The sequence below is a fragment of the Pseudomonas sp. AL03 genome (genome assembly GCF_029960815.1).
Lineage (GTDB): Bacteria > Pseudomonadota > Gammaproteobacteria > Pseudomonadales > Pseudomonadaceae > Aquipseudomonas.
Genome location: NZ_JASBRE010000030.1, coordinates 26,430 through 48,564, shown reverse-complemented (window position 1 = coordinate 48,564; position 22,135 = coordinate 26,430). Strand labels below are relative to the sequence as shown.

16 protein-coding genes, 1 tRNA gene and 1 pseudogene are annotated in these 22,135 nt (G+C 59.1%); 12 read left to right on the top strand and 6 right to left on the bottom strand.

The genetic code is table 11. The annotated features are described in order from the left end of the window. Positions 1–97 precede the first annotated feature (97 nt). Both QK293_RS23070 and QK293_RS23065 read left to right on the top strand, forming a co-directional pair. Complete coding sequence (locus tag QK293_RS23070; protein WP_282381434.1) at positions 98–3,844, top strand: EAL domain-containing protein; 3,747 nt, start codon at positions 98–100, stop codon at positions 3,842–3,844. A gap of 15 nt (positions 3,845–3,859) precedes the next feature. Next, positions 3,860–3,936, top strand: a tRNA-Ile gene (locus QK293_RS23065). A 511-nt stretch (positions 3,937–4,447) separates the two neighbouring features. Here the strand turns inward: QK293_RS23065 and QK293_RS23060 are convergent. Next, positions 4,448–5,074 carry a peptidase M41 gene (locus tag QK293_RS23060; protein ID WP_282381460.1) on the bottom strand — a complete coding sequence of 209 codons (627 nt, stop codon included), beginning with the start codon at positions 5,072–5,074 and terminating at the stop codon, positions 4,448–4,450. 166 nt (positions 5,075–5,240) lie between these two features. Here QK293_RS23060 and QK293_RS23055 point away from each other — a divergent pair, with 166 nt between their 5' ends. From QK293_RS23055 to QK293_RS23010, 10 genes are all read left to right on the top strand, one after another. After that, complete coding sequence (locus QK293_RS23055; RefSeq protein WP_008027020.1) at positions 5,241–5,702, top strand: Lrp/AsnC family transcriptional regulator; 462 nt, start codon at positions 5,241–5,243, stop codon at positions 5,700–5,702. Positions 5,703–5,858: 156 nt separating this feature from the next. Continuing rightward, the gene (locus QK293_RS23050; protein WP_282381427.1) at positions 5,859–7,541 is read left to right on the top strand and encodes an NAD(P)/FAD-dependent oxidoreductase; all 1,683 of its coding nucleotides are present in this window, start codon (positions 5,859–5,861) and stop codon (positions 7,539–7,541) included. A gap of 12 nt (positions 7,542–7,553) precedes the next feature. Further along, a complete protein-coding gene (locus QK293_RS23045) occupies positions 7,554–8,348 on the top strand; it encodes a carbon-nitrogen hydrolase family protein (protein WP_282381425.1) in 795 nt (264 codons plus the stop codon). Positions 8,349–8,386: 38 nt separating this feature from the next. Further along, positions 8,387–10,819, top strand: coding sequence for a pyrroloquinoline quinone biosynthesis protein PqqF (pqqF, locus tag QK293_RS23040; protein WP_282381423.1), 2,433 nt, complete (start codon positions 8,387–8,389; stop codon positions 10,817–10,819). A gap of 155 nt (positions 10,820–10,974) precedes the next feature. Continuing rightward, a complete protein-coding gene (pqqA, locus tag QK293_RS23035) occupies positions 10,975–11,049 on the top strand; it encodes a pyrroloquinoline quinone precursor peptide PqqA (RefSeq protein WP_009045898.1) in 75 nt (24 codons plus the stop codon). An 86-nt stretch (positions 11,050–11,135) separates the two neighbouring features. Then, on the top strand, positions 11,136–12,047 hold the full coding sequence (gene pqqB, locus QK293_RS23030) for a pyrroloquinoline quinone biosynthesis protein PqqB (protein ID WP_282381421.1): 912 nt from the start codon (positions 11,136–11,138) through the stop codon (positions 12,045–12,047). A gap of 129 nt (positions 12,048–12,176) precedes the next feature. Then, on the top strand, positions 12,177–12,929 hold the full coding sequence (pqqC, locus tag QK293_RS23025) for a pyrroloquinoline-quinone synthase PqqC (RefSeq protein ID WP_282381419.1): 753 nt from the start codon (positions 12,177–12,179) through the stop codon (positions 12,927–12,929). Further along, complete coding sequence (pqqD, locus tag QK293_RS23020; RefSeq protein WP_282381417.1) at positions 12,926–13,201, top strand: pyrroloquinoline quinone biosynthesis peptide chaperone PqqD; 276 nt, start codon at positions 12,926–12,928, stop codon at positions 13,199–13,201. Before pqqC ends, pqqD begins: the two co-directional genes overlap by 4 nt. Beyond that, positions 13,194–14,348: a pyrroloquinoline quinone biosynthesis protein PqqE gene (gene pqqE / locus QK293_RS23015; RefSeq protein ID WP_282381454.1), complete on the top strand. Its 1,155-nt coding sequence runs from the start codon at positions 13,194–13,196 to the stop codon at positions 14,346–14,348. Before pqqD ends, pqqE begins: the two co-directional genes overlap by 8 nt. Then, on the top strand, positions 14,314–16,140 hold the full coding sequence (locus tag QK293_RS23010) for a S9 family peptidase (RefSeq protein ID WP_282381415.1): 1,827 nt from the start codon (positions 14,314–14,316) through the stop codon (positions 16,138–16,140). Before pqqE ends, QK293_RS23010 begins: the two co-directional genes overlap by 35 nt. A 42-nt stretch (positions 16,141–16,182) precedes the next feature. Here QK293_RS23010 and QK293_RS23005 read toward each other — a convergent pair whose 3' ends face one another. The 5 genes and pseudogenes from QK293_RS23005 to QK293_RS22985 form a co-directional block, all read right to left on the bottom strand. Then, positions 16,183–16,341 carry a YqaE/Pmp3 family membrane protein gene (locus QK293_RS23005; RefSeq protein ID WP_007904205.1) on the bottom strand — a complete coding sequence of 53 codons (159 nt, stop codon included), beginning with the start codon at positions 16,339–16,341 and terminating at the stop codon, positions 16,183–16,185. 83 nt (positions 16,342–16,424) lie between these two features. After that, positions 16,425–16,520, bottom strand: a pseudogene (locus QK293_RS23000) (transcriptional regulator); the annotation flags it as partial. Between the two features lie 329 nt (positions 16,521–16,849). Next, a complete protein-coding gene (locus QK293_RS22995) occupies positions 16,850–18,628 on the bottom strand; it encodes an acyl-CoA dehydrogenase C-terminal domain-containing protein (protein ID WP_282381413.1) in 1,779 nt (592 codons plus the stop codon). 187 nt (positions 18,629–18,815) lie between these two features. Next, positions 18,816–20,612 (bottom strand): acyl-CoA dehydrogenase C-terminal domain-containing protein, encoded by a 1,797-nt coding sequence (locus tag QK293_RS22990; protein ID WP_282381410.1) that lies wholly within the window; start codon positions 20,610–20,612, stop codon positions 18,816–18,818. 90 nt (positions 20,613–20,702) lie between these two features. Continuing rightward, on the bottom strand, positions 20,703–21,992 hold the full coding sequence (locus QK293_RS22985) for a GGDEF domain-containing protein (protein ID WP_282381408.1): 1,290 nt from the start codon (positions 21,990–21,992) through the stop codon (positions 20,703–20,705). Positions 21,993–22,135 lie beyond the last annotated feature (143 nt).

The following is a 22,135-nucleotide window of genomic DNA, read 5'->3' as shown; positions in this document are numbered from 1 at the left end:
GGGGTTTTGCTTTATGCAGATAATATCCCCCGCACTTCGCTCCCGCCGAATTGCCCGTCTACACTCGAAACACTCCCCGAGCCATAACGAGACCGTTATGCCCAGACTGCCGACCGTGCTTTTTTTGCTGTCGCTATTGACCTGGACCGCAACGGCTGGCGCGCTGACTCTGACCGACGAAGAACGTAGCTGGCTGGCGGCACACCCGGATTTACGCCTGGGTGTCGATGCGTCATGGCCTCCCTTCGAGTTTCGCGACGATCAAGGCCGCTATCAGGGCCTTGCGGCAGACTATATCGACCTGATTCGCCAACGCCTGGCCATCAAGCTGACGCCCATCGAGCCCGTTAGCTGGACAGTCGTCCTGGAGCAGGCCAAACAAGCCAAGCTCGACTTGTTGCCGGGCATCATGTCGACACCGGAGCGCCAGACTTACCTGTCATTTACCCGCCCCTACCTGGACTTTCCGATTGTCATCCTTGCCCATGTCGGAGGCCCCCAACCACGCAATCTCGAAGACCTGTACGGCCTGAAAATCGCCGTGGTGGAAAACTACGCCCCCCACGAGCTGTTGCGCACCCACAATCCCGACCTGAATCTGGTGGCGATGCCCAATGTCAGCTCAGCGCTGCAAGCGCTGGCAACCGATGAAGTGGACGCAGTGGTAGGCGATCTCGCCTCCAGCGTCTGGAGCCTGCGCCAGCTCAAGCTCGACGGGCTCTACGTCAGCGGCGAAACCCCCTATCGCTACCAACTGGCCATGGGCGTGCCTCGGGACAACAAATTGCTGGTCGGCATTCTGGATAAAGTCCTGGCCGACATGACCCCGGACGAAATCAATGCCATTCAGGAGCATTGGGTCGGCAACGTTCTCGATCATCGAACCTTCTGGACCGATCTGCTGGTTTACGGTCTACCGGGGTTGCTGGTGCTGATCATCGTGCTGGCAGTAGTTCTCCGGATCAACCGCCGACTGAGTTCAGAAATTGCCCGTCGGGTCGATCTGGAACAAGAACTGCGCAGCAGCGAATACCACTACCGCGGGCTGGTGGAGAGCCTTTCGGCCATCGCCTGGGAAGCGCGGATCAGCGATTTCACTTACAGCTATGTGTCGCCCCATGCCGAGGATCTACTCGGCTACCCCCTGTCTCACTGGCTGATTCCGGGCTTCTGGCGCAACATTATTCACCCGGCCGACCTGACTCGCGCCCAGACCTTCTGCGATCACGAAGTACTGGCCGGGCGCGATCACAGCCTCGATTACCGAGTCATCACCGCCGATGGCCGCTGCATTTGGGTACGCGATATCGTCAGCCTGATTGAGCACGGCCATGAACCGGTGATGCGCGGGCTGATGATCGACATCAGCGAAGCCAAGCGCACTGAAGAGGCGTTGCGCCTGTCGGAACAGAAGTTTGCCTCGGTCTTCCAGCAATGCCCGGACATTCTAGTCATCGCGCGGCTCTCCGACGGCTGCCTGCTGGAGGTCAACGAAGCGTTCGAAGAACAGATCGGCCTCAAGGCCGAAGACGTCATCGGCCAGACGGCCACCGACCTGAACATCTGGGGCATACCCGGCGTCGGGCCGGGTTTGTTGCAGCGTTTGCAGGCCGGCAGCATCCGTAACCTGGAGATGCCCTTTCGCCGCAACAATGGCCAGGTATTTACCGGCCTGATCTCCGCAGAACCTTTCGACCTCGATACAACCCCTGCGCTGGTGGTGGTCGTGCGGGACATCAGCCAACTCAAGGAAACCCAGCAACAGCTGCAGACCTCCGAAGAGAAATTCGCCAAGGCCTTCCATGCCTCCCCCGACGGTTTGCTATTGTCCCGACAGAGCGACGGTTTACTGCTTGAGGTCAATGAGGGTTTCAGTCGCATTACCGGTTTCAATAGCGCGATGTCCGTGGATCGCTCCGTCCTCGAGCTGGGGATCTGGGTCAACCTCAACGAACGCAAACAGATGCTCGATTTGCTTCACCGGGACGGTTTCGTCCGCGACTTCAGTTGCCATATACGCCGCAGCGACGGGCAGATCCGCCTTTGCGAGGTGTCCAGCCGTCCGCTGCCGATCGGCGATGAAGACTGCATGCTGACCATCGCCCGGGACATCACCGAGCGACACCTGATGCAGGAGAAACTGCAACAGGCCGCCACAGTATTCGAGAGCACCGCCGAGGGTGTATTGATCACCGACACTCAACAGCACATCAGCGCGGTCAATCGTGCGTTTACCGAAATCACCGGCTACAGCGAAAGCGAAGCATTGGGTCACACCCCTCGCCTGCTCGCCTCGGGCCTGCACGACAGCGCGTTCTATGCCGCCATGTGGCATCAGCTGACCGCCGAAGGTCATTGGCAGGGCGAAATTTCCAACCGGCGCAAGAATGGCGAGCTCTACCCGAGCTGGCTGACCATCAGTGCGGTGCGCAACCGGGACAAATTTGTCACCCACTTTGTCGCAGTGTTCGCGGACATTTCCAGCCTCAAACACGCCCAGGCCAAGCTCGATTATCAGGCACACCACGACCCGCTGACCGGCCTGCCGAATCGCACGCTGTTCGAGAGCCGATTGCTGACTGCGCTCAACAACCAACAGGAAAACGGCGGCCAGGGCGCGGTGCTGTTCCTGGACCTGGACCGTTTCAAACACATCAACGACAGCTTGGGTCACCCTGTCGGCGACCTGCTGCTCAAGGGCATTGCCGTGCGCCTCAAGGAACAGTTGCGCGACATCGACACTGTGGCGCGCCTGGGCGGCGACGAATTCATCATCCTGCTGCCCGGCCTGCAGCAATCCAGTGACGCCGACAACATCGCGACCAAGTTGCTCAATTGCTTCGGCGCACCGTTCCAGGCCGGCGAACATGAGTTTTTTATCAGCGCCAGTATCGGCACCAGCCTGTATCCCAAGGATGGCTGCGACGTCGCCACGCTGGTTAAAAACGCCGATGCGGCCATGTACCGCTCCAAGGCCAAGGGTCGCAACCGGGTCGAAAGCTACACCCGCGACCTCACCGCTCAAGCCAGCGAGCGAGTGGCACTGGAACATGAACTGCGACGCGCGATCGAGCGCAATGAGCTGCACCTTCATTATCAACCGAAGATCAGCTTGGTCGACCATCGCCTGGTCGGGGCAGAAGCGCTCATTCGCTGGCGCCACCCGACCTTCGGCGATGTGCCGCCGGAGCACTTCATTCCGCTGGCCGAAGAAAACGGCATGATCCTGCAAATCGGCGATTGGGTTCTCGAAACCGCCTGCCGGCAGATGTTTGAGTGGAATCAGGTGTACGAACCCGTCGGCCCGCTGTCGGTCAACCTCGCGGGCGCTCAGTTGCGTCAGCCGAACCTGCTCGGCCGGATCGAACAATTGCTCAAGGACAACCGCCTCAAGCCCGGTTTCCTGCAACTGGAAATTACCGAAAACTTCATCATGAGCCAGGCTGAAGAAGCACTGGCAGTACTGCACCAACTCAAACACCTGGGTGTGCAACTGGCGATCGACGACTTCGGCACCGGTTACTCGTCCTTGAGTTACCTCAAACGTCTGCCGTTGGACATTCTCAAGATCGACCAGTCTTTCGTCCGCGGCCTGCCGGATGATCCCCACGACGCAGCCATCGTTCGCGCCATCATCGCCCTGGGCCGCAGCATGCAATTCACCATCATTGCCGAGGGCGTCGAAACCCTCGCGCAGCAGCAATTTCTCGCTGCCGAAGGCTGTGAACAGATCCAGGGCTACATCGTCAGCCTGCCCTTGCCACCCGACGAATTTTCCGCGACGTTTCTTCGTATAGCCATTTCAGACTTTTCGGATAGCACAGCGGAGAAACCGTCGCTATAATCCGCGGCCTACTGAGGGCCTATAGCTCAGTTGGTTAGAGCAGGGGACTCATAATCCCTTGGTCGTAGGTTCGAGTCCTACTGGGCCCACCAAACAAGAAAGCCGCGCAATGCGCGGCTTTTTCGTACCTGACGTTTTAATTCAGTTTGCTTCGCGTGTCGCTAAGTCGGATGACGCCCGCAGACCTTGTAGGCAAGCTCTGAAACTTGCATTTTGGCGCTTTGCTGCCATGTTGTGCTTTTCTTCGACGGGATACTCTCCGGACGTCGCTGACCATTCAGCGATCGGGCTTGGAAACCCGACGAGCGAATCGCAACAACGCGCCCAACATGACCGCAGACGTTTTACGGCTGCAATCCCTGTGTCATGGCGGCTGTGCGTGGGACGTCTTCGGACGTGCCGGTTTCCTAGGCTCCCGGTTTCCAACCTGCGCACAGCTGCCACCCATTCGCTTGGAAACGAACGTGGCAGCTCCTCAAGCTTAGGAGATACACCATGAGCAAAACAGACTCGTCCCAACCTTCAGAACTGAAACCATCGGCTTCACCCCTTTGATTTATCGCTCGAACCAAGCGCTATTCAACGTCCGCGGCGGCGTCCCTATCAGCTAGCCTGCACGGGCCACATCCGTTCAAGCATTTCCCCCGTCAACACGACCTCATACGTATCCGCCGCCCTACCCCACTGCTCCACGATGACCATGCCGTCCACCAGTGCTCCTGCCAATCCGATAATCGTATCGGCCAATTCCTCTACGATTTCTTGAGTCCGAAACCACACGCGATCGGTAATCTCTTTCAGCTCAGCCGTTACGCGATCAGACGACGCCAGATCCGTATTGGGGTAGGCAATATTGCGCAGCAAGTGCCTTAATTCCCTTATTTTTGCGTAGTCCTGTTCCGCCCCAAGCTCTCCTTTGAGGATGGCTATCACTTTCGACTTATCGACGCGTTTTTCGGCCGAATGTTTTGAAGGTAATGTCTGCCCCATAGCGCCTGCAAGGAGGACCATCATCCGGGCTTCCAAATGCTCCTTCATCGCGTCTATCGACGAAATGGATCGCACCAAGGTGATGGAAGCGCCCCCTTGATGCCTTAAGTCCATGGTCACTGTCAGGGTCACGCCGCCCGTTACAAACCCCAGGGCTCGGGCCATGACGTAATGCCCCATTTCGTGATGGGCAATCTGCAATGCATGGTCCCGTATAGCGGGGGGCATCTTGTTCGTCATTTCAATCGCCTCGCATCCCTTGATGTCGCATTCGACTACGAGTGCTCTGGTGGTGTCCATGTCTAGTCCTGAAATAGGTTTACACCTGTTTCACCCCCCCCCGAGCGCTGCGCGGGCTGTGCCTGTAACATGCCAACCCATTGATCTGTGCCGCTGGAGACGACCTTTGCCTGACACTCGCCCACCCGTTCTTGACGAAATCGACCGCCAGTTGATTGCAGCCCTGCAAATCAATGCCCGCGAGAGCGTCGCCATGCTCGCGCGACAATTGGGCATCGCTCGCACCACCGTCACTTCGCGACTGTCTCGGCTGGAAAAGGCCAGAGTAATCACCGGTTACGGCGTGCGCTTGGGTCAACGTGTCGTGGATGGCGGCTTGCAGGCGTATGTCGGGATCACGGTGCAACCGCGCTCGGGCAAGGAAGTGTTGCGACGTCTCAGTGCGATGGCTCAGGTGCAGCAGTTGTGTGCGGTGAGTGGCGAATTTGATTATGTGGCGTGGTTGCGCACCGATTCACCTGAGCAGCTGGATCAGTTGCTCGATCAAATTGGCAGCGTGGATGGCGTAGAGAAGACCACGACCTCAATCATTCTCAGCAGCAAGATTGATCGCGGCCAGCCGGTTTAATCCAATTTGCTCGTTGCGCTCGTCAAATTGCAGTATTTACAAGCAAAACGACGACACATTGCGTCTTATTAACGTGTTCTAAGCTCTCTAGAATGGCTGCCATCTTTTCCTATACTCAGATGCGCATCCCGCGTCGGGTCGCCAGCAAGGTCAGCCATGAACAAGAACAATCGCCATCCTGCAGACGGTAAAAAACCAGTCACCATTTTCGGCCCGGACTTTCCTTTCGCCTTCGACGACTGGATCGAACACCCGGCCGGCCTGGGCAGCATTCCTTCGCACAATCACGGCGCCGAGGTAGCGATTGTTGGTGCCGGCATCGCCGGCCTGGTGGCGGCGTACGAATTGATGAAACTGGGCCTCAAACCCGTCGTTTACGAAGCCTCGAAGATGGGCGGTCGTCTGCGCTCCCAGGCATTCAACGGCGCTGAAGGCATCGTCGCCGAGCTCGGCGGCATGCGTTTCCCGGTGTCGTCCACCGCGTTTTATCACTACGTCGACAAGCTAGGCCTGCAAACCAAACCCTTCCCGAACCCGCTGACACCTGCCTCGGGCAGCACGGTGATCGACCTCGAAGGCCAGACCCATTACGCACAGAAACTGGCGGATCTTCCTGCACTGTTCCAGGAAGTCGCCGATGCCTGGGCTGATGCGCTGGAAGCCGGTTCGCAGTTCTCTGACATCCAGCAAGCGATCCGCGACCGCGATGTACCGCGCCTCAAAGAGCTGTGGAACACCCTCGTTCCGCTGTGGGACGACCGCACGTTCTATGACTTCGTTGCCACTTCCAAAGCCTTCGCCAAGCTCTCTTTCCATCATCGCGAAGTGTTCGGCCAGGTCGGTTTCGGTACCGGCGGCTGGGACTCGGACTTCCCGAACTCGATGCTGGAAATCTTCCGTGTGGTCATGACCAACTGTGACGATCACCAGCACTTGGTGGTCGGTGGCGTGGAACAAGTGCCGCTGGGCATCTGGCGTCATGTGCCGGAGCGTTGCGTGCATTGGCCTGAAGGCACCAGTCTCAGCTCGTTGCACAGCGGCGCACCGCGTTCCGGTGTGAAAAAAATCGCCCACGCACCGAACGGCCGTTTTACGGTCACTGACAACTACGGCGACACACGCGAATACGCGGCTGTACTGACCACCTGCCAAAGCTGGCTGCTGACCACCCAGATCGAATGCGACGAAACCCTGTTCTCGCAAAAAATGTGGATGGCCCTCGACCGCACGCGCTACATGCAATCGTCGAAAACCTTCGTGATGGTCGACCGGCCGTTCTGGAAGGACAAGGATCCGGAAACCGGCCGCGACCTGATGAGCATGACCCTCACCGATCGCCTGACCCGCGGCACTTACCTCTTCGACAACGGCGACGACAAGCCCGGCGTGATTTGCCTGTCGTACTCGTGGATGAGCGACGCGCTGAAAATGCTCCCGCACCCGGTGGAAAAGCGCGTGAAGCTGGCACTGGATGCGTTGAAAAAGATCTACCCGAAAGTCGACATCGCCGCGCGGATCATCGGCGATCCGATCACCGTGTCCTGGGAAGCCGACCCGCATTTCCTCGGTGCTTTCAAAGGCGCCCTGCCCGGCCATTACCGCTACAACCAACGCATGTACGCGCACTTCATGCAGACCGACATGCCGGCCGAGCAGCGCGGCATCTTCATCGCCGGCGACGACGTTTCGTGGACGCCGGCCTGGGTCGAAGGCGCGGTGCAGACCTCGCTTAACGCGGTGTGGGGCATCATGAAACACTTCGGCGGTGAAACTCACGCCGAGAATCCGGGTCCAGGAGATGTGTTCAACGAAATCGGTCCGATCGCCTTGCCCGAGTAAGAGGAATCCGAAATGCGCGTAGCCCTTTACCAATGTCCACCGCTGCCCCTGGAGGTTGCTGGCAACCTGCAACGTCTGCATCAACTGGCGCTGGAGGCCAAAGGCGCCGATTTGCTGGTGCTGCCGGAGATGTTCCTGACCGGCTACAACATCGGCCACGACGCGGTCAGCGTGCTGGCGGAGGTGCACAACGGTGAGTCGGCGCAACAGATCGCGCGCATTGCCAAGACGGCCGGGATCGCCATTTTGTATGGCTACCCCGAGCGTGCGGAGGACGGGCAGATCTACAACGCCGTACAGTTGATCGACGCTCATGGCGAGCGGTTGTGCAACTACCGCAAGACTCACCTGTTCGGCGACCTCGATCACTCGATGTTCAGCGCCGGAGGGGATGATTTCCCGCTGGTCGAGCTCAATGGCTGGAAGCTCGGTTTCCTGATCTGTTACGACATGGAGTTCCCGGAAAACGCCCGGCGCCTGGCCCTGGCCGGTGCCGAGCTGATTTTGGTGCCGACGGCGAACATGATTCCCTTCGATTTTGTTGCCGATGTCACCGTCCGTGCCCGGGCTTTCGAAAACCAGTGCTATGTGGCTTACGCCAACTATTGCGGCATCGAAGGCGAGATCCAGTATTGCGGCCAGAGCAGCATCGCCGCACCGGATGGCAGCCGTATCGCCCAGGCCGGGCTGGATGAAGCGTTGATTGTGGGCGAGCTGGATCGACAGTTGATGGTCAATTCCCGCGCTGCCAATCGCTATCTGCTTGATCGTCGTCCCGAGCTTTACAGCGAGCTGAACAAGCGCTGATCCGCTAGCATTAGCGCTTCTCTGTTCTGGAAGTGCTCATGCCTGCGCTGAACCACCCCCACCTTCACACTGAAACCCTGGCCAACGGTCTGCGGGTGACGTTGCGTCATGTGCCCGATTTGAAGCGCAGTGCTGCTGCGTTACGAGTCGCTGTCGGCAGCCATGACGTGCCGCTGGCATGGCCCGGGCTGGCGCACTTTCTCGAACACTTGCTGTTTCTCGGTACAGAGCGCTTTCCCGCTGGCCTTGGGCTGATGGCCTACGTCCAGGGTCATGGCGGTCAGGTGAATGCCAAGACCAGCGAACGCACCACGGACTACTTTTTCGAATTACCGCCTCAGGCGTTTTCCGGGGGACTGGAGCGTCTGTCGGATATGCTCGCTCATGCGCGTATGACTTCGGACGATCAATTGCGGGAACGGGAAGTGCTGCACGCAGAATTTGTCGCATGGTCTCGGGATACGGCCGCTCAGCAGCAATTCGCGCTGTTCGACGGTCTTTCAGCGGCGCATCCACTGCGGGCGTTTCATGCCGGCAACCGCTACAGCCTGCCGGTCCCGCAACCTGAGTTTCAGCAAGCCTTGCAGGATTTCTATCAGCGGTTTTACCAGACCGGGCAGATGACCTTGAGCCTGGCCGGGCCGCAGAGTTTCGATGAGTTGAGGGCGATGGCTGAGAGCTTTAGCGCTGCTATTCCCATAGGGGAAAAGGTCCCGCAACAAGCGCCTCCATCGCTGATGGATTTTACGGACAAAAGTTATCAACAAGCTGGAGCGCGCCGACTGGATCAGCTGTTTACCTTCGAAGCGTTGCCGGATTCATCGTCCGAAGCGCTGGCGTTTCTGTGTCATTGGCTGAACGCCGCGAAACCCGGTGGCCTGCTCGCGCAATTGCGTGAGCGCGGGCTGGCTGACAGCCTGAAAGCCGCGCCGCTGTATCAGTTCGCCGGTCAGGCCTTGTTGCACATTGAACTCACGTTGCCTGCCAAAGCGACGCCCACCGGAATCCGCGAGCAGCTACTGGATTGGCTTGGATTCTTTGCCTCGCAGCAACCCTGGACCAGGTTGCGCGAAGAATACGCCGCCCTGCTGCAACGCCAGCAGCAAGTCAGGGGCGCCCTGCAACTGGCCCGACTGGACAGCGAACAGCGCGAAGCCGGGTTATCCGAATCGGGCGTTACAGCGCTCAAGGAAATACTGAAACAAATCGGCGCTGTGGATAACTTCACCGGCCAATGGCAACTGCCAACACCCAATCCGTTTTTGCGCGCCGAGGCCCCGGCACCGAGTGCCGGACTGATCCGCGGCCAGACCAGTAAACACCGAGGCCTGCGGACCTTTGCCCAGGATCGTTCGAGAGGCCGTCGCGAACGTTCGCCCATGCAGTTCAGTCAGGCGTTGCCGGATAACACTGCCGAAGGTGCCGTTTACCTGCGCTGGCGTCTGCACTCGGCACCTCGTAGCAACCTTCAGGCGAGCCTGGAAAACCGTCTTCAGCCATTACGTGAAGACGCTCGTCAGGCAGGTGTCGATTGTTCCTTCAGCGCATCAGGCAATGAATGGCTACTGAAAATGACCGGGCTACAGGAGCCGATGCCGACCGTCCTCGAACATGCGCTGAAAGAACTGACAAAACCTGATGACGATTTCTCGCAAGAAGAGCCGACGAGCGTTGCGCTGATGCCGATTCGACAGCTGCTTAAAGCGCTGCCCGATCATTGCCTTGTGCGCACTGCCGATTCGGGCGATTTGATGCAGCTTTGGTCGAGCGCGCGCTGGGATGGTCTGGCGACCGGTCTGTCCGCCCAGACACAAGCGGCGATAGGCCTTGTCTTGAGTCGTGTGCCCGGCACTGCGGACAATCAACTGACGCCGCCCTCCCCGATAAGCACGCAGCGTCTCTGGAGCGCTGTCGATACCGAGTCCAGCGAACACGCGCTGTTGCTCTTCTGTCCGACCGCAACCCAGGACATCGCTGACGAAGCCGCCTGGCGCTTGCTGGCTCACCTCTGCCAGACGCCGTTTTACCAACGCCTGCGGGTCGAACTGCAGCTCGGTTATGCGGTGTTCAGCGCCCTGCGGCAGATCCATGGACAGACCGCGCTACTGTTCGGCGTGCAATCTCCAAGTGTCGCGCCTCTGGACCTGCTGGAACACATTGAACATTTCCTGAGCGATTTGGCCGGGATGATCAACGACATCGATGACGTGACCTTAATCGACCAACGCCAGGCACTGGCCGATCAATTCGATAGTGCGGCACTACCCGATGCCCAGGTTGCCGAACTGCTCTGGCAAAGCAAACTGGCTGGCCACTCGTCGGATTACCTGGAGCTTCTGCCGCAGACGATTCTGATGATCGACCGTGAAATGTTACTGGCCGCAGCCCATCGACTGAATCAGGCAGAAGGTGGTTGGCGCTGCCTGGCCAGCGGACCGTGCCCAGCCTCGCTTTGGCAAGCGGTAAAATGATCATTACCGGTGCTGCAATTAGCTTTCTCAAAGATTCCCGGCCAATCGCCCTGTAATTTTGAGTAACATAGCCACCTAACTATCTGAACATCTCCGGCGGGAGGTGGACTATATGTATAGATCTCAACTGTCCCATCACCTGAAGGAGCGCTCCTATGTCCTGGTCCAAACCTGCTTACACCGACCTGCGTATCGGCTTTGAAGTCACCATGTACTTCGCAAGCCGCTAAGTTCTGCCGTTTAGGTAGAAAGCTTGGTTCAGCGCCTCGGTTTGCCGAGGCGTTTTTGTTTTCAGCGTTGAAATGATGGAGCACCCATGTTCGTCCAGATTCTAGGTTCCGCCGCCGGGGGCGGTTTCCCCCAGTGGAACTGCAACTGCGTGAATTGCGCAGGTTTTCGCAACGGCAGCCTGCGGGCCAAGGCGCGGACCCAGTCGTCCATCGCGATTTCCGATAACGGCGTGAACTGGGTGTTGTGCAACGCATCGCCGGACATCCGCGCCCAGCTCCAGAGCTTCGCCCCGATGCAACCGGGCCGCGCCCTGCGCGATACCGGCATCAATGCGATCATCCTGATGGACAGCCAGATCGATCACACCACCGGCCTGCTCAGCCTGCGCGAAGGTTGCCCGCACCAGGTCTGGTGCACCGACATGGTCCATGAAGACTTGAGCACCGGTTTCCCACTGTTCCCGATGCTGACCCACTGGAACGGCGGGCTGACCTGGAACCGCATCGAACTTGACCAAAGCTTCACCATCCCGGCCTGTCCGAGCCTGCGCTTCACCCCCTTGCCGCTGCGCAGCGCCGCACCGCCGTACTCGCCGCACCGCTTCGACCCACACCCGGGCGACAACATCGGCCTGATCGTCGAAGACCTCAACACCGGTGGCAAACTGTTCTACGCACCGGGCCTGGGCAAGGTCGACGCACCGCTGCTGGAGATCATGGCCGGCAGCGATTGCCTGCTGGTGGACGGCACGATGTGGGATGACGACGAAATGCAGCGCCGTGGCGTCGGCACTCGTACCGGTCGGGAAATGGGCCACCTGGCGCAGAACGGCCCCGGCGGCATGCTGGAAGTGCTGGAACAACTGCCCAAGCAGCGCAAAGTGCTTATCCACATCAACAACACCAACCCGATTCTCGATGAGGATTCGCCTGAGCGTGCAGAACTGACTCGGCGCAATGTTGAAGTGGCCTACGACGGCATGAGTATTGTGTTGTAGCGGATGGCCCCTTCGCGGGCAAGCCTCGCTCCTACAGAGGAATGCCTTCCAAATGTAGGAGCGAGGCTTGCCCGCGAAGGCGTCCGAACTGACACCTCAGAATCAACCGGTTGTTCCCGGAGAACCGAAATGACTGACACAGCAATGTCCACCGCCGAATTCGAAGCCGCCCTGCGCGCCAAGGGCGCCTACTACCATATCCATCACCCGTATCACGTGGCGATGTATGAAGGCCGGGCGACGCGCGAACAGATCCAGGGCTGGGTCGCCAACCGTTTCTATTATCAGGTGAACATTCCCCTGAAAGACGCCGCGATTCTAGCGAACTGCCCTGATCGAGAAATCCGTCGTGAGTGGATTCAGCGCTTGCTCGACCATGACGGTGCCCCCGGCGAAGACGGCGGCATCGAAGCCTGGCTGCGTCTGGGCCAGGCCGTCGGCCTCGACCCGGATCAGCTGCGCTCTCAGGAATTGGTACTGCCCGGCGTGCGCTTTGCCGTGGACGCCTACGTCAACTTCGCCCGCCGGGCCAGTTGGCAGGAAGCCGCCAGCAGCTCGCTGACCGAACTGTTCGCGCCGCAGATCCACCAGTCGCGCCTGGACAGCTGGCCGCAGCATTACCCGTGGATCGATCCGGCCGGTTACGAGTATTTCCGCACCCGCCTGGGTCAGGCGCGCCGTGATGTAGAACACGGTTTGGCAATCACTTTGCAGCACTACACGACGCGGGTCGGCCAAGAGCGCATGCTGGAAATTCTCCAGTTCAAACTGGACATTCTTTGGAGCATGCTCGATGCCATGAGCATGGCCTACGAATTGAATCGCCCGCCGTACCACAGCGTGACCGAACAACGGGTTTGGCACAAAGGAATCACCTTATGAGTTTCGATCGCAGCAAGACCCCAACCTGGCGTACCGGCTACCGCTTCCAGTACGAACCGGCGCAGAAAGGTCATGTGCTGCTGTACCCGGAAGGCATGATCAAACTCAACGAAAGCGCCGCGCTGATCGGCGGTTTGATCGATGGCGAGCGTGATGTCGCGGCGATCATCGCCGAACTGGGCGCGCAGTTCCCCGGCGTGCCTGAGCTCGGTGAAGACATCGAGCAATTCATGGAGGTCGCCCGTGCTCAGCACTGGATCGAACTTGCCTGATTCCGCGTCAGACAAGTTACCGCCCAAGCCCGAAATCGGTCTGCCTTTGTGGCTGCTCGCCGAGCTGACGTATCGCTGCCCGCTGCAATGCCCGTATTGCTCCAATCCGCTGGACTTCGCCGAGCAAGGTAAAGAACTGAGCACCGAACAGTGGATCAAGGTGTTCCGCGAAGCACGGGAGATGGGCGCGGCGCAGTTGGGCTTTTCCGGCGGCGAACCGCTGGTGCGCCAGGACCTCGCCGAGCTGATTGCCGAGGCGCGCAAGCTGGGCTTCTACACCAACCTGATCACCTCAGGCATCGGCCTGACCGAGCAGAAAATCAGCGCCTTCAAGAAGGCCGGTCTGGACCACATTCAGATCAGCTTTCAGGCCAGCGACGAGCACGTGAACAACTTGCTGGCCGGCTCGAAAAAGGCCTTCGCCCAGAAGCTGGAAATGGCTCGCGCAGTGAAAGCCCATGGCTATCCGATGGTGCTGAATTTCGTAACCCATCGGCACAATATCGACAAGATCGACCGGATCATCGAGTTGTGCATCGCCCTTGAGGCGGACTTTGTGGAACTCGCCACTTGCCAGTTTTACGGTTGGGCCCAGCTCAATCGGGTCGGTCTGTTGCCGACCAAGGAACAACTGGTCCGCGCCGAACGCATCACCAACGAATACCGCGCCAAACTGGAAGCCGAAGGGCATCCGTGCAAACTGATTTTCGTCACCCCGGACTATTACGAAGAGCGCCCGAAAGCCTGCATGAACGGTTGGGGCAGTATTTTTCTGACGGTCACGCCGGACGGAACCGCCCTGCCCTGTCACGGCGCCCGACAGATGCCGGTGCAGTTTCCCAACGTGCGCGACCACAGCATGCAGCACATCTGGTACGACTCGTTCGGCTTCAACCGCTTCCGCGGCTACGACTGGATGCCCGAGCCATGCCGCTCCTGCGACGAGAAAGAAAAGGACTTCGGCGGCTGTCGCTGCCAGGCATTCATGCTCACGGGGGACGCGAGCAATGCCGACCCGGTGTGCAGCAAGTCGGAACATCACGGCGTGATCCTCAAGGCTCGCGAAGAAGCCGAGCACGCGACCCAGACCATCGAACAACTGGCCTTTCGCAATGAACGAAATTCACGACTCATCGCTAAAAGTTGAACCCTTCAGCGCTGCCAGGGCTGTCGCGGCCGGCATCGACTTCGCCGAGTTGCAGGTCGGCCGGCACGGCTTGTTCTGGAACGAGTACCGACCCGAGGACGCCGCCTGCCGGATCTGGCATTGGCGTGATGGCCAGGCGCATTGCCTGACGCCAGCGGGCTTCAGTGCGCGCAGTCGGGTGTACGAATATGGCGGTGGAGCGTTTTGTCTGACCGATGACGGGATCGTGTTCGTCAACGAGGCGGACCAACAGCTGTATCGGCAATCGCTGGCAGGCGAAACACCTGAGTTGCTGAGCTCAGGCGAATGCCGATACGGCGATCTGCAGTTCGCTGATGGGCAGGTATTGGCGGTTGAAGAAAACCGCGATCGGCATCGCCTGGTGGCTATTGATGTGGCTGACGGCGCACGTCATCTGCTGGCCGAAGGCGCCGACTTCTATGCCGCGCCGACGTTGAGTCCCGACGCGCAACGACTGGCGTGGATTGAGTGGAGTCGTCCGGATCAACCATGGACCGCGACTCGCCTGATGGTTGCCGAACGCCAGAACGATGGCAGTTTTGCTCTGCCGCGTTGCGTGGCTGGCGCAGACGCTGAGGAATCGCTGCAACAACCGAGGTTCGATGCAAGTAGCCGCCTGTTTTGCCTGACTGATCGCGGCGGCTACTGGCAGCCTTGGGTGGAATCGACAGACGGTCTGAAACCGCTACCGAGTGCCGCTGCCGATCATGGGCCAGCGCCATGGCAGCTGGGTGGCAGCACCTGGTTGCCGCTGAGCGAAGGCAGCTATCTGGCAAGCTGGACCGAAAACGGGTTTGGCAGACTGGGTCTTTGTGGTGACTCCCGTGAAGATTTCACTGGCGATTACAGCCGGTTCCGCCATCTCGCGCTGGATGAGCGGTTCATTTACTGCATCGCCGCCTCGCCAGTCAGTTCGTCGGCAGTCATTGCCATCGACCGCCAAACCCGGCAGGTCAAAACATTGGCTGGCGGTGTTGCACCGTTGCCCGCCGAACAGATCAGCGTCCCGCAAACCCTGCGCTACCCGAGCGGTTCGGGCGAGGCACACGGCTTTTTCTATCCCGCGATGAACCGTGAGGAAAAACCGCCTCTGGTGGTGTTTATCCACGGTGGCCCGACTTCGGCCTGCTACCCGATGCTCGATCCGCGCATCCAGTATTGGGCACAACGCGGCTTCGCTGTGGCCGACCTCAACTACCGCGGCAGCAGTGGCTATGGCCGGGCTTATCGACAAGCGCTGCATTTGAGCTGGGGCGAAGTGGATGTGGAGGATGCCTGCGCAGTCGTCGCTCATCTTGCCGGACGCGGACTGATCGACGGTAACAAGGCGTTTATTCGCGGCGGCAGTGCCGGCGGCTACACCACACTGTGTGCGCTGGCTTTTCACACAGTCTTCCGCGCTGGCGCCAGCCTGTATGGCGTCAGTGATCCGGCGGCACTGGGCCGGACGACCCACAAGTTCGAAGGCGATTATCTGGATTGGCTGATCGGCGACCCGGTGCAGGATGCCGAACGCTACGCTGCACGAACACCACTGCTGCATGCGGGCAACATCCGTGTGCCGGTGATTTTCTTTCAGGGTGAACTGGACGCCGTGGTGGTTCCTCAACAGACCCGCGACATGGTCACGGCGGTGCAGGACAACGGCATTCTGGTTGAAGCGCATTATTACGCTGACGAACGCCATGGCTTTCGCAAGGCCGGCAATCAGGCCCACGCACTGGAGCAGGAGTGGTTGTTTTATCGAAGGGTGATGGCGCTGTCGGAATGAAATCGCAGCGCTCCATTCGCGGGCAAGCCTTGCCCGCGAAACTCAGCGCTTGGCGATGATGTACACCGCATGCACGATCCCAGGGATGTAACCGCACAACGTCAGCAGAATATTCAGCCAGAACGCGCCGGCGAAACCGACTTGCAGAAACACACCCAGTGGCGGCAATAGAATGGCGATGATGATGCGAATAAAGTCCATGGGGTAGCTCCTGATTTAAAGTTGGCTCGTGTGAGCCTACAGCTAATCGACCTGTACCGTTCGTCAGGGTTCAGTGCGGTTCTTCAGGCCAGTATCTCAAGACCGTGTTTCTGAACGATGCTCAGCAACTTCAGCGCCATGCCACTGGGGTGCTTGTCTCCCGCTTCCCATTGTTTAAGACAACAAGCCTCGCTGGCGTTATGGCGTACGCTGCTGGAAGAAGTGATGAATGGCTCGGAGGGCGTTTGAACAGCCCGGCAAGACTGGATGATATAGGCTGAACACTTTTCTGCAGGTAAAAGAAAACCCCGCCGAAGCGGGGCTTTACAGACTGTTTCCCTGACATCCATTTCACTCCACCGTCCTGGCAGAATCCTACGTGTCCGTGTTGTTGCTTTGCGCTTCCTGCGCGACGTCCATGTAAAGTAGATTAGCTGTGGATCCAATTTTCTTCTATGGGAGAAGAGCAGCACGTCATGTAAGAAAATGCTTACACGACGTTACATTGTCAGAACTGTCCTGCGTCCAGCAGAAACAACGACTCGCTGCCGGCCTTCACCGACGCGCTCAATGAGTGAATACGCGGCAGCAGGCGTGCGAAATAGAACCGCGCCGTGCCCAGCTTGCTTGCGTAGAAATCGTCCTGCGCTTCTTTACCCAAGGCCGCCTTGGCCATCAGTGCCCACATGTAGGCGTAGGCCACATAACCGAATGCTTGCAGGTACTCGACCGAGGCCGCACCGATTTCGTTCGGGTTGTTTTTCGCACGGTCGAGCAACCAGGCCGTCAGCTCGTCGAGGGTGGTCACCGCTTCGTTCAGCGGCTTGGTGAACTCCACCAGGTCAGCGCTGGCGGTCGCGGTGAAATGACGGATCTCGTCAGCGAACAGGTTGTAGAACGCCCCGCCGGTGCCGACGATCTTGCGTCCTACAAGGTCCAGCGCCTGAATGCCGTTGGTGCCTTCGTAGATCTGGGTGATGCGCACGTCGCGCACCAGTTGCTCCTGGCCCCACTCACGGATGTAACCGTGACCGCCGAAAATCTGCTGGCCGTGAACCGTGGTTTCCAGACCCAGGTCGGTCAGGAACGCCTTGGCCACCGGAGTCAGCAGGGCCACCAAATCTTCCGCGCGTTTGCGGGTCGTGGCGTCTTCACTGAATTTGGCGGTGTCCAGTTGCATGGCCACGTAGGTCGAGAAGGCACGGCCGCCTTCGTTCGAGGCTTTCATGGTCAGCAGCATGCGACGCACGTCCGGGTGGACGATGATCGGGTCAGCGACCTTGTCCTTGTTCTGCGCACCGGTCGGCGAACGGCTTTGCAGACGGTCGCGGGCGTACTCGACGGCGTTCTGGTACGAGCGCTCGCCGGTGGCCAGGCCCTGGATACCCACACCCAGACGCTCGTAGTTCATCATGGTGAACATCGCCGCCAGGCCTTTGTTCGGCCCGCCGACCAGATAACCCACGGCCTCGTCGAAGTTCATCACACAGGTCGCGGACGCCTGGATGCCCATCTTGTGCTCGATCGAACCGCAGTTAGCCGGGTTGCGCGCGCCCAGGCTGCCGTCGGCATTGACCATGAACTTGGGCACCAGGAACAACGAGATGCCTTTCGGGCCTGCGGGTGCATCCGGCAGTTTGGCCAGCACTAGGTGGATGATGTTTTCGGTCAGGTCGTGCTCACCACCGGTGATGAAGATCTTGGTGCCACTGACTTTGTAGGAACCGTCGGCCTGCGGTTCGGCCTTGGTGCGGATGATGCCCAGATCAGTACCGGCGTGCGACTCGGTCAGGCACATGGAGCCGGCCCAGACGCCGGCGTACATGTTCGGCAGGTACGCGGCTTTCAGCGCTTCGCTGGCGTGGGCGTTGATCGACAGGCAGGCGCCGGCGGTCAACATCGGATACAGACCAAACGACAGACTGGCGGAGTTGACCATTTCTTCGACCTGAGCCGAAACCGCCTTGGGCATGCCCATGCCGCCGTAGGTCGGATCGCCACCGACACCGACCCAACCGCCTTCAGCGTAAGTCTGATAAGCCTGTGGGAAACCGGCCGGCGTGGTGACGGCACCATCGGCCCAATGGCAACCCTCTTCGTCAGACGCACGGCTCAGGGGCGCGATACTTTTGCTGGTGACCTTGCCGGCTTCTTCAAGAATGGCTTCAACCGTTTCCGCATCGACAGTCTCGGCGAGCGCAGGCAGTTCGGCCCAGAGTTTAGCGACCTCGAACACTTCATTGAGGACGAAGCGCATATCGCGCAGGGGCGCTTTGTAGTCAGCCATGGCAAACCTCGCAAGATCTAAACAGGTGATTCGTAGGAATGTTGCTTTCGTTGGGTTCGAGTGTAACCCAACAACTTTTACGACACATAGGGTCAGCACGTGACCGTTTTGTTATTTTTAGTCACCAATAATTCGACCATTAAAGAAGCCCGCAGCTAGGCGGGCTCTTTTCCGACGGTTTGAAAAACTATAGCGCGAACAACTCCGCAGGCAGCTTCATCAGGCAATCGCTGCCCGCTTCGATGGCCGCGCGATGAGCAGCCGTGCGTGGCAACAAACGTTTGAAGTAAAACTCGCTGGTCGCCAGTTTCGCCTGGCAGTAATCGGCATCATCACTGCCCGAATCGAGCTGTGCCTGAGCGACCAACGCCATGCGCAGCCACAGATAGCCGAGGATGATGTAACCGCTGTACATCAGGTAATCCACCGAGGCCGCGCCCACTTCATCCGGATTTTTCATCGCGGCCATGCCGACCTTGGCGGTCACCTCTCCCCACTGCTGATTCAGGTCGTTGAGCTGCGCCACGTAGCTGGCGAGTTGCGGATGCCCGGCGTTTGCCGCACAGAACTTGTGGACGATTTTGGTGAACCCGCGCAGCAATTTCCCTTGGCTGCCGAGGACTTTTCTTCCAAGCAAGTCCAGCGCCTGAATGCCGTTGGTGCCTTCATAGATCGGTGCGATCCGGCAGTCACGAACCAACTGCTCCATGCCCCACTCGCGGATGAATCCGTGACCACCAAACACCTGCATGCCGTGGTTGGTCACTTCCAGTCCGGTATCGGTCATGAAGGCTTTGCAGATCGGCGTGAGGAACGCCAGCAGGTCTTCGGCCTCCTGACGCGCCGTTTCATCCGGGCTCAAATGCGCCACGTCCAGCAACTGCGCGGTGAAGTAAGTCAGCGCCCGATTGCCTTCGTTGAAGGCCTTCATGGTCAGTAACATCCTGCGCACGTCAGGATGAACAATGATTGGATCAGCGGCTTTTTCCGGTGCTTTCGGACCGGTCAGCGAGCGCATCTGCAGACGGTCGTTGGCGTACTTGATCGCGCCCTGAAAGCTCGCCTCCCCCAGACACAAACCCTGCATGCCGGTACCCAGCCGCGCATGATTCATCATGGTGAACATGCAGTTCAGGCCCTTGTTCGGCTCACCGATCAAGAAACCCCTGGCGTCGTCGAAATTCAGTACGCAGGTGGCTGAAGCCTTGATGCCCATTTTGTGTTCAATCGAGCCGCAGGAAACGCCGTTGCGCTCGCCAGCATCACCCTCGTCATTGGGTAGGAATTTAGGAACGATAAACAGCGAAATGCCCTTGGTGCCGGCCGGAGCATCCGGCAGTTTCGCCAGCACCAGGTGAATAATGTTGTCGCTCATGTCGTGCTCGCCGGCGGAGATGAAAATCTTGCTGCCGGAGATCGCGTAACTGCCATCGGCCGCAGGCACCGCGCGGGTTTTGATGATGCCCAGGTCGGTGCCGCAATGGGCTTCGGTCAGGCACATGGTGCCGGTCCATTGGCCTGCAGTGAGTTTGCTCAGGTAAGTCTGTTTTTGTTCTTCAGTGCCATGGGCGTGAATTGCCGACATCGCGCCGTGGGTCAGGCCGGGGTACATGCCCCAGGAGGTGTTGCTGGAGCCGACCATTTCGCTGATGACCAGCCCCAGTGAACTCGGCAAACCCTGGCCACCGTAAACCGGATCAGCCGCCAGGCCATGCCAGCCGCCTTCAACGTATTGTGCGAATGCCTGCTTGAAGCCTGTAGGCGTCGTGACCACACCATTGTCGAAATGGCAGCCTTCTTCGTCGCCGCTGCGGTTCAGCGGTGCGAGAACGTTCTCACAGAATTTGGCACCTTCCTCGAGGATCACATTGACCATGTCCGGGCTGGCATCGGTGGCGCCCAGCGCGGCGTAGTTGCTGTGAAAATCGAAGACGTGGTCGATCAAAAAGCGCATGTCGCGCAGGGGAGCTTTGTACTCAGGCATGGTCATTTCTCCGGCAGCAGATTCCCCAAACCTACTGCCGCGCACCCGCCCTCACAATCACAGTCCAGACGCTGAATGCGTCATCATCACTCAATCATTAGCGGCGTCCATGCGCACCGCGCCACGGCGGTTCTGACCGAACGCCACCACACAGTTTCGCCCCGCTCCCTTGGCGCTGTAGAGCGCCTCGTCAGCGGACTTGAGCACTTTTTCGGGGGTACGCTGCTCCAGTCGTTCGGCGACACCAATACTGACGGTGACCGACACACTTGAGGCGCCCGAACCCGCCCGGCGCTGGCGACCTTGCTGGTCATCCTGGGGGCGGCTGTCCTGATTGCGCAGCTGAATGTTGTAGGTGGCGATGGACTCGCGGATGACTTCCAGGTGCGGCATGCACTCTTCTAGGGTCTTGCCCGCGAACACCAGGGCGAATTCCTCACCGCCGTAGCGATATGCCTTACCGCCTCCGCCGATTTTCGACAGTTTGCTGGCGACAAGTCGCAGCACCTGGTCGCCGACATCGTGGCCGTGGGTGTCGTTGAATTTCTTGAAGTGGTCGACGTCGCTCATTGCCAGCACGTAATTGCGCCCCAACCGCTGCATCCGCTCGTTCAAGGCGCGGCGGCCCGGCAGACCGGTAAGCTCGTCACGGAAGGCCATTTGATAGGCCTCATGGGCGACCGCTGCGGCAATCATCAACATCACCTGACTGCACATGATGTTCAGGGTGAACGGCAGGATGAACGTTTTCGGCAACATCCAGAACAACCCGAGCAAGCCCACCAATTGGGCAGCATGCAAGGGTCTCGGGTTGCGCCAGTATTGCCAGGCCAGTAACGCAAACGAGGCGATGAACACTGGATAAGACAACTGGATCAAGCTCATCCAGGCGCCATGCAAGGCTGGCCAACGGATCTGCGACAGCCACATCAACAGCGCTTGTGGGTAACTTTGTTCCAGCCCCAACGCTACGCTACCGAAGGCCATCAATACCGCGAAGCGCGCCACCATGTCCTGGAACAGGTGGGTGCGCTCCTGCCAGGCGGCGAACACGCCAAAGAGCAGCGGCAGCAACAGGCAGCACAGATGGAAGACCACCGCGGCGTCTTCACGGACTTTGCCATTGTCGCGGTAGTAATCCGTCTGCGTGTCGAGCAGGAAGTAGGCGATATACACCGTGACCATCAGAAACAGCTCACGCTGACGTCGGTAAACCGCGCAGTAAGCACCGCCGAGCAACAACACCAGCGTTGGCAGTACGTTGAACAGCGAGGTGAAAAAGACGTTCAGATCCTTCACGTACGCAGCCGCAAGCCCCGCAAGCAAAAGCACTAATGACGGCAGGAAATGGCTGTAACGCACAGCGGAAGAACGCGGCAAGGGTAAAGCTCCAACCCGGCAAACAGGATGGCATTGTGCCTGCTCCTTGAGCAGCATGTCACATCGCCATCCTCTTTAACGGCAGCAAAGGCGTTCTTCTTAGCGTTTTAGTCAGGAATATTTACGCGTTGATATCGCGCACA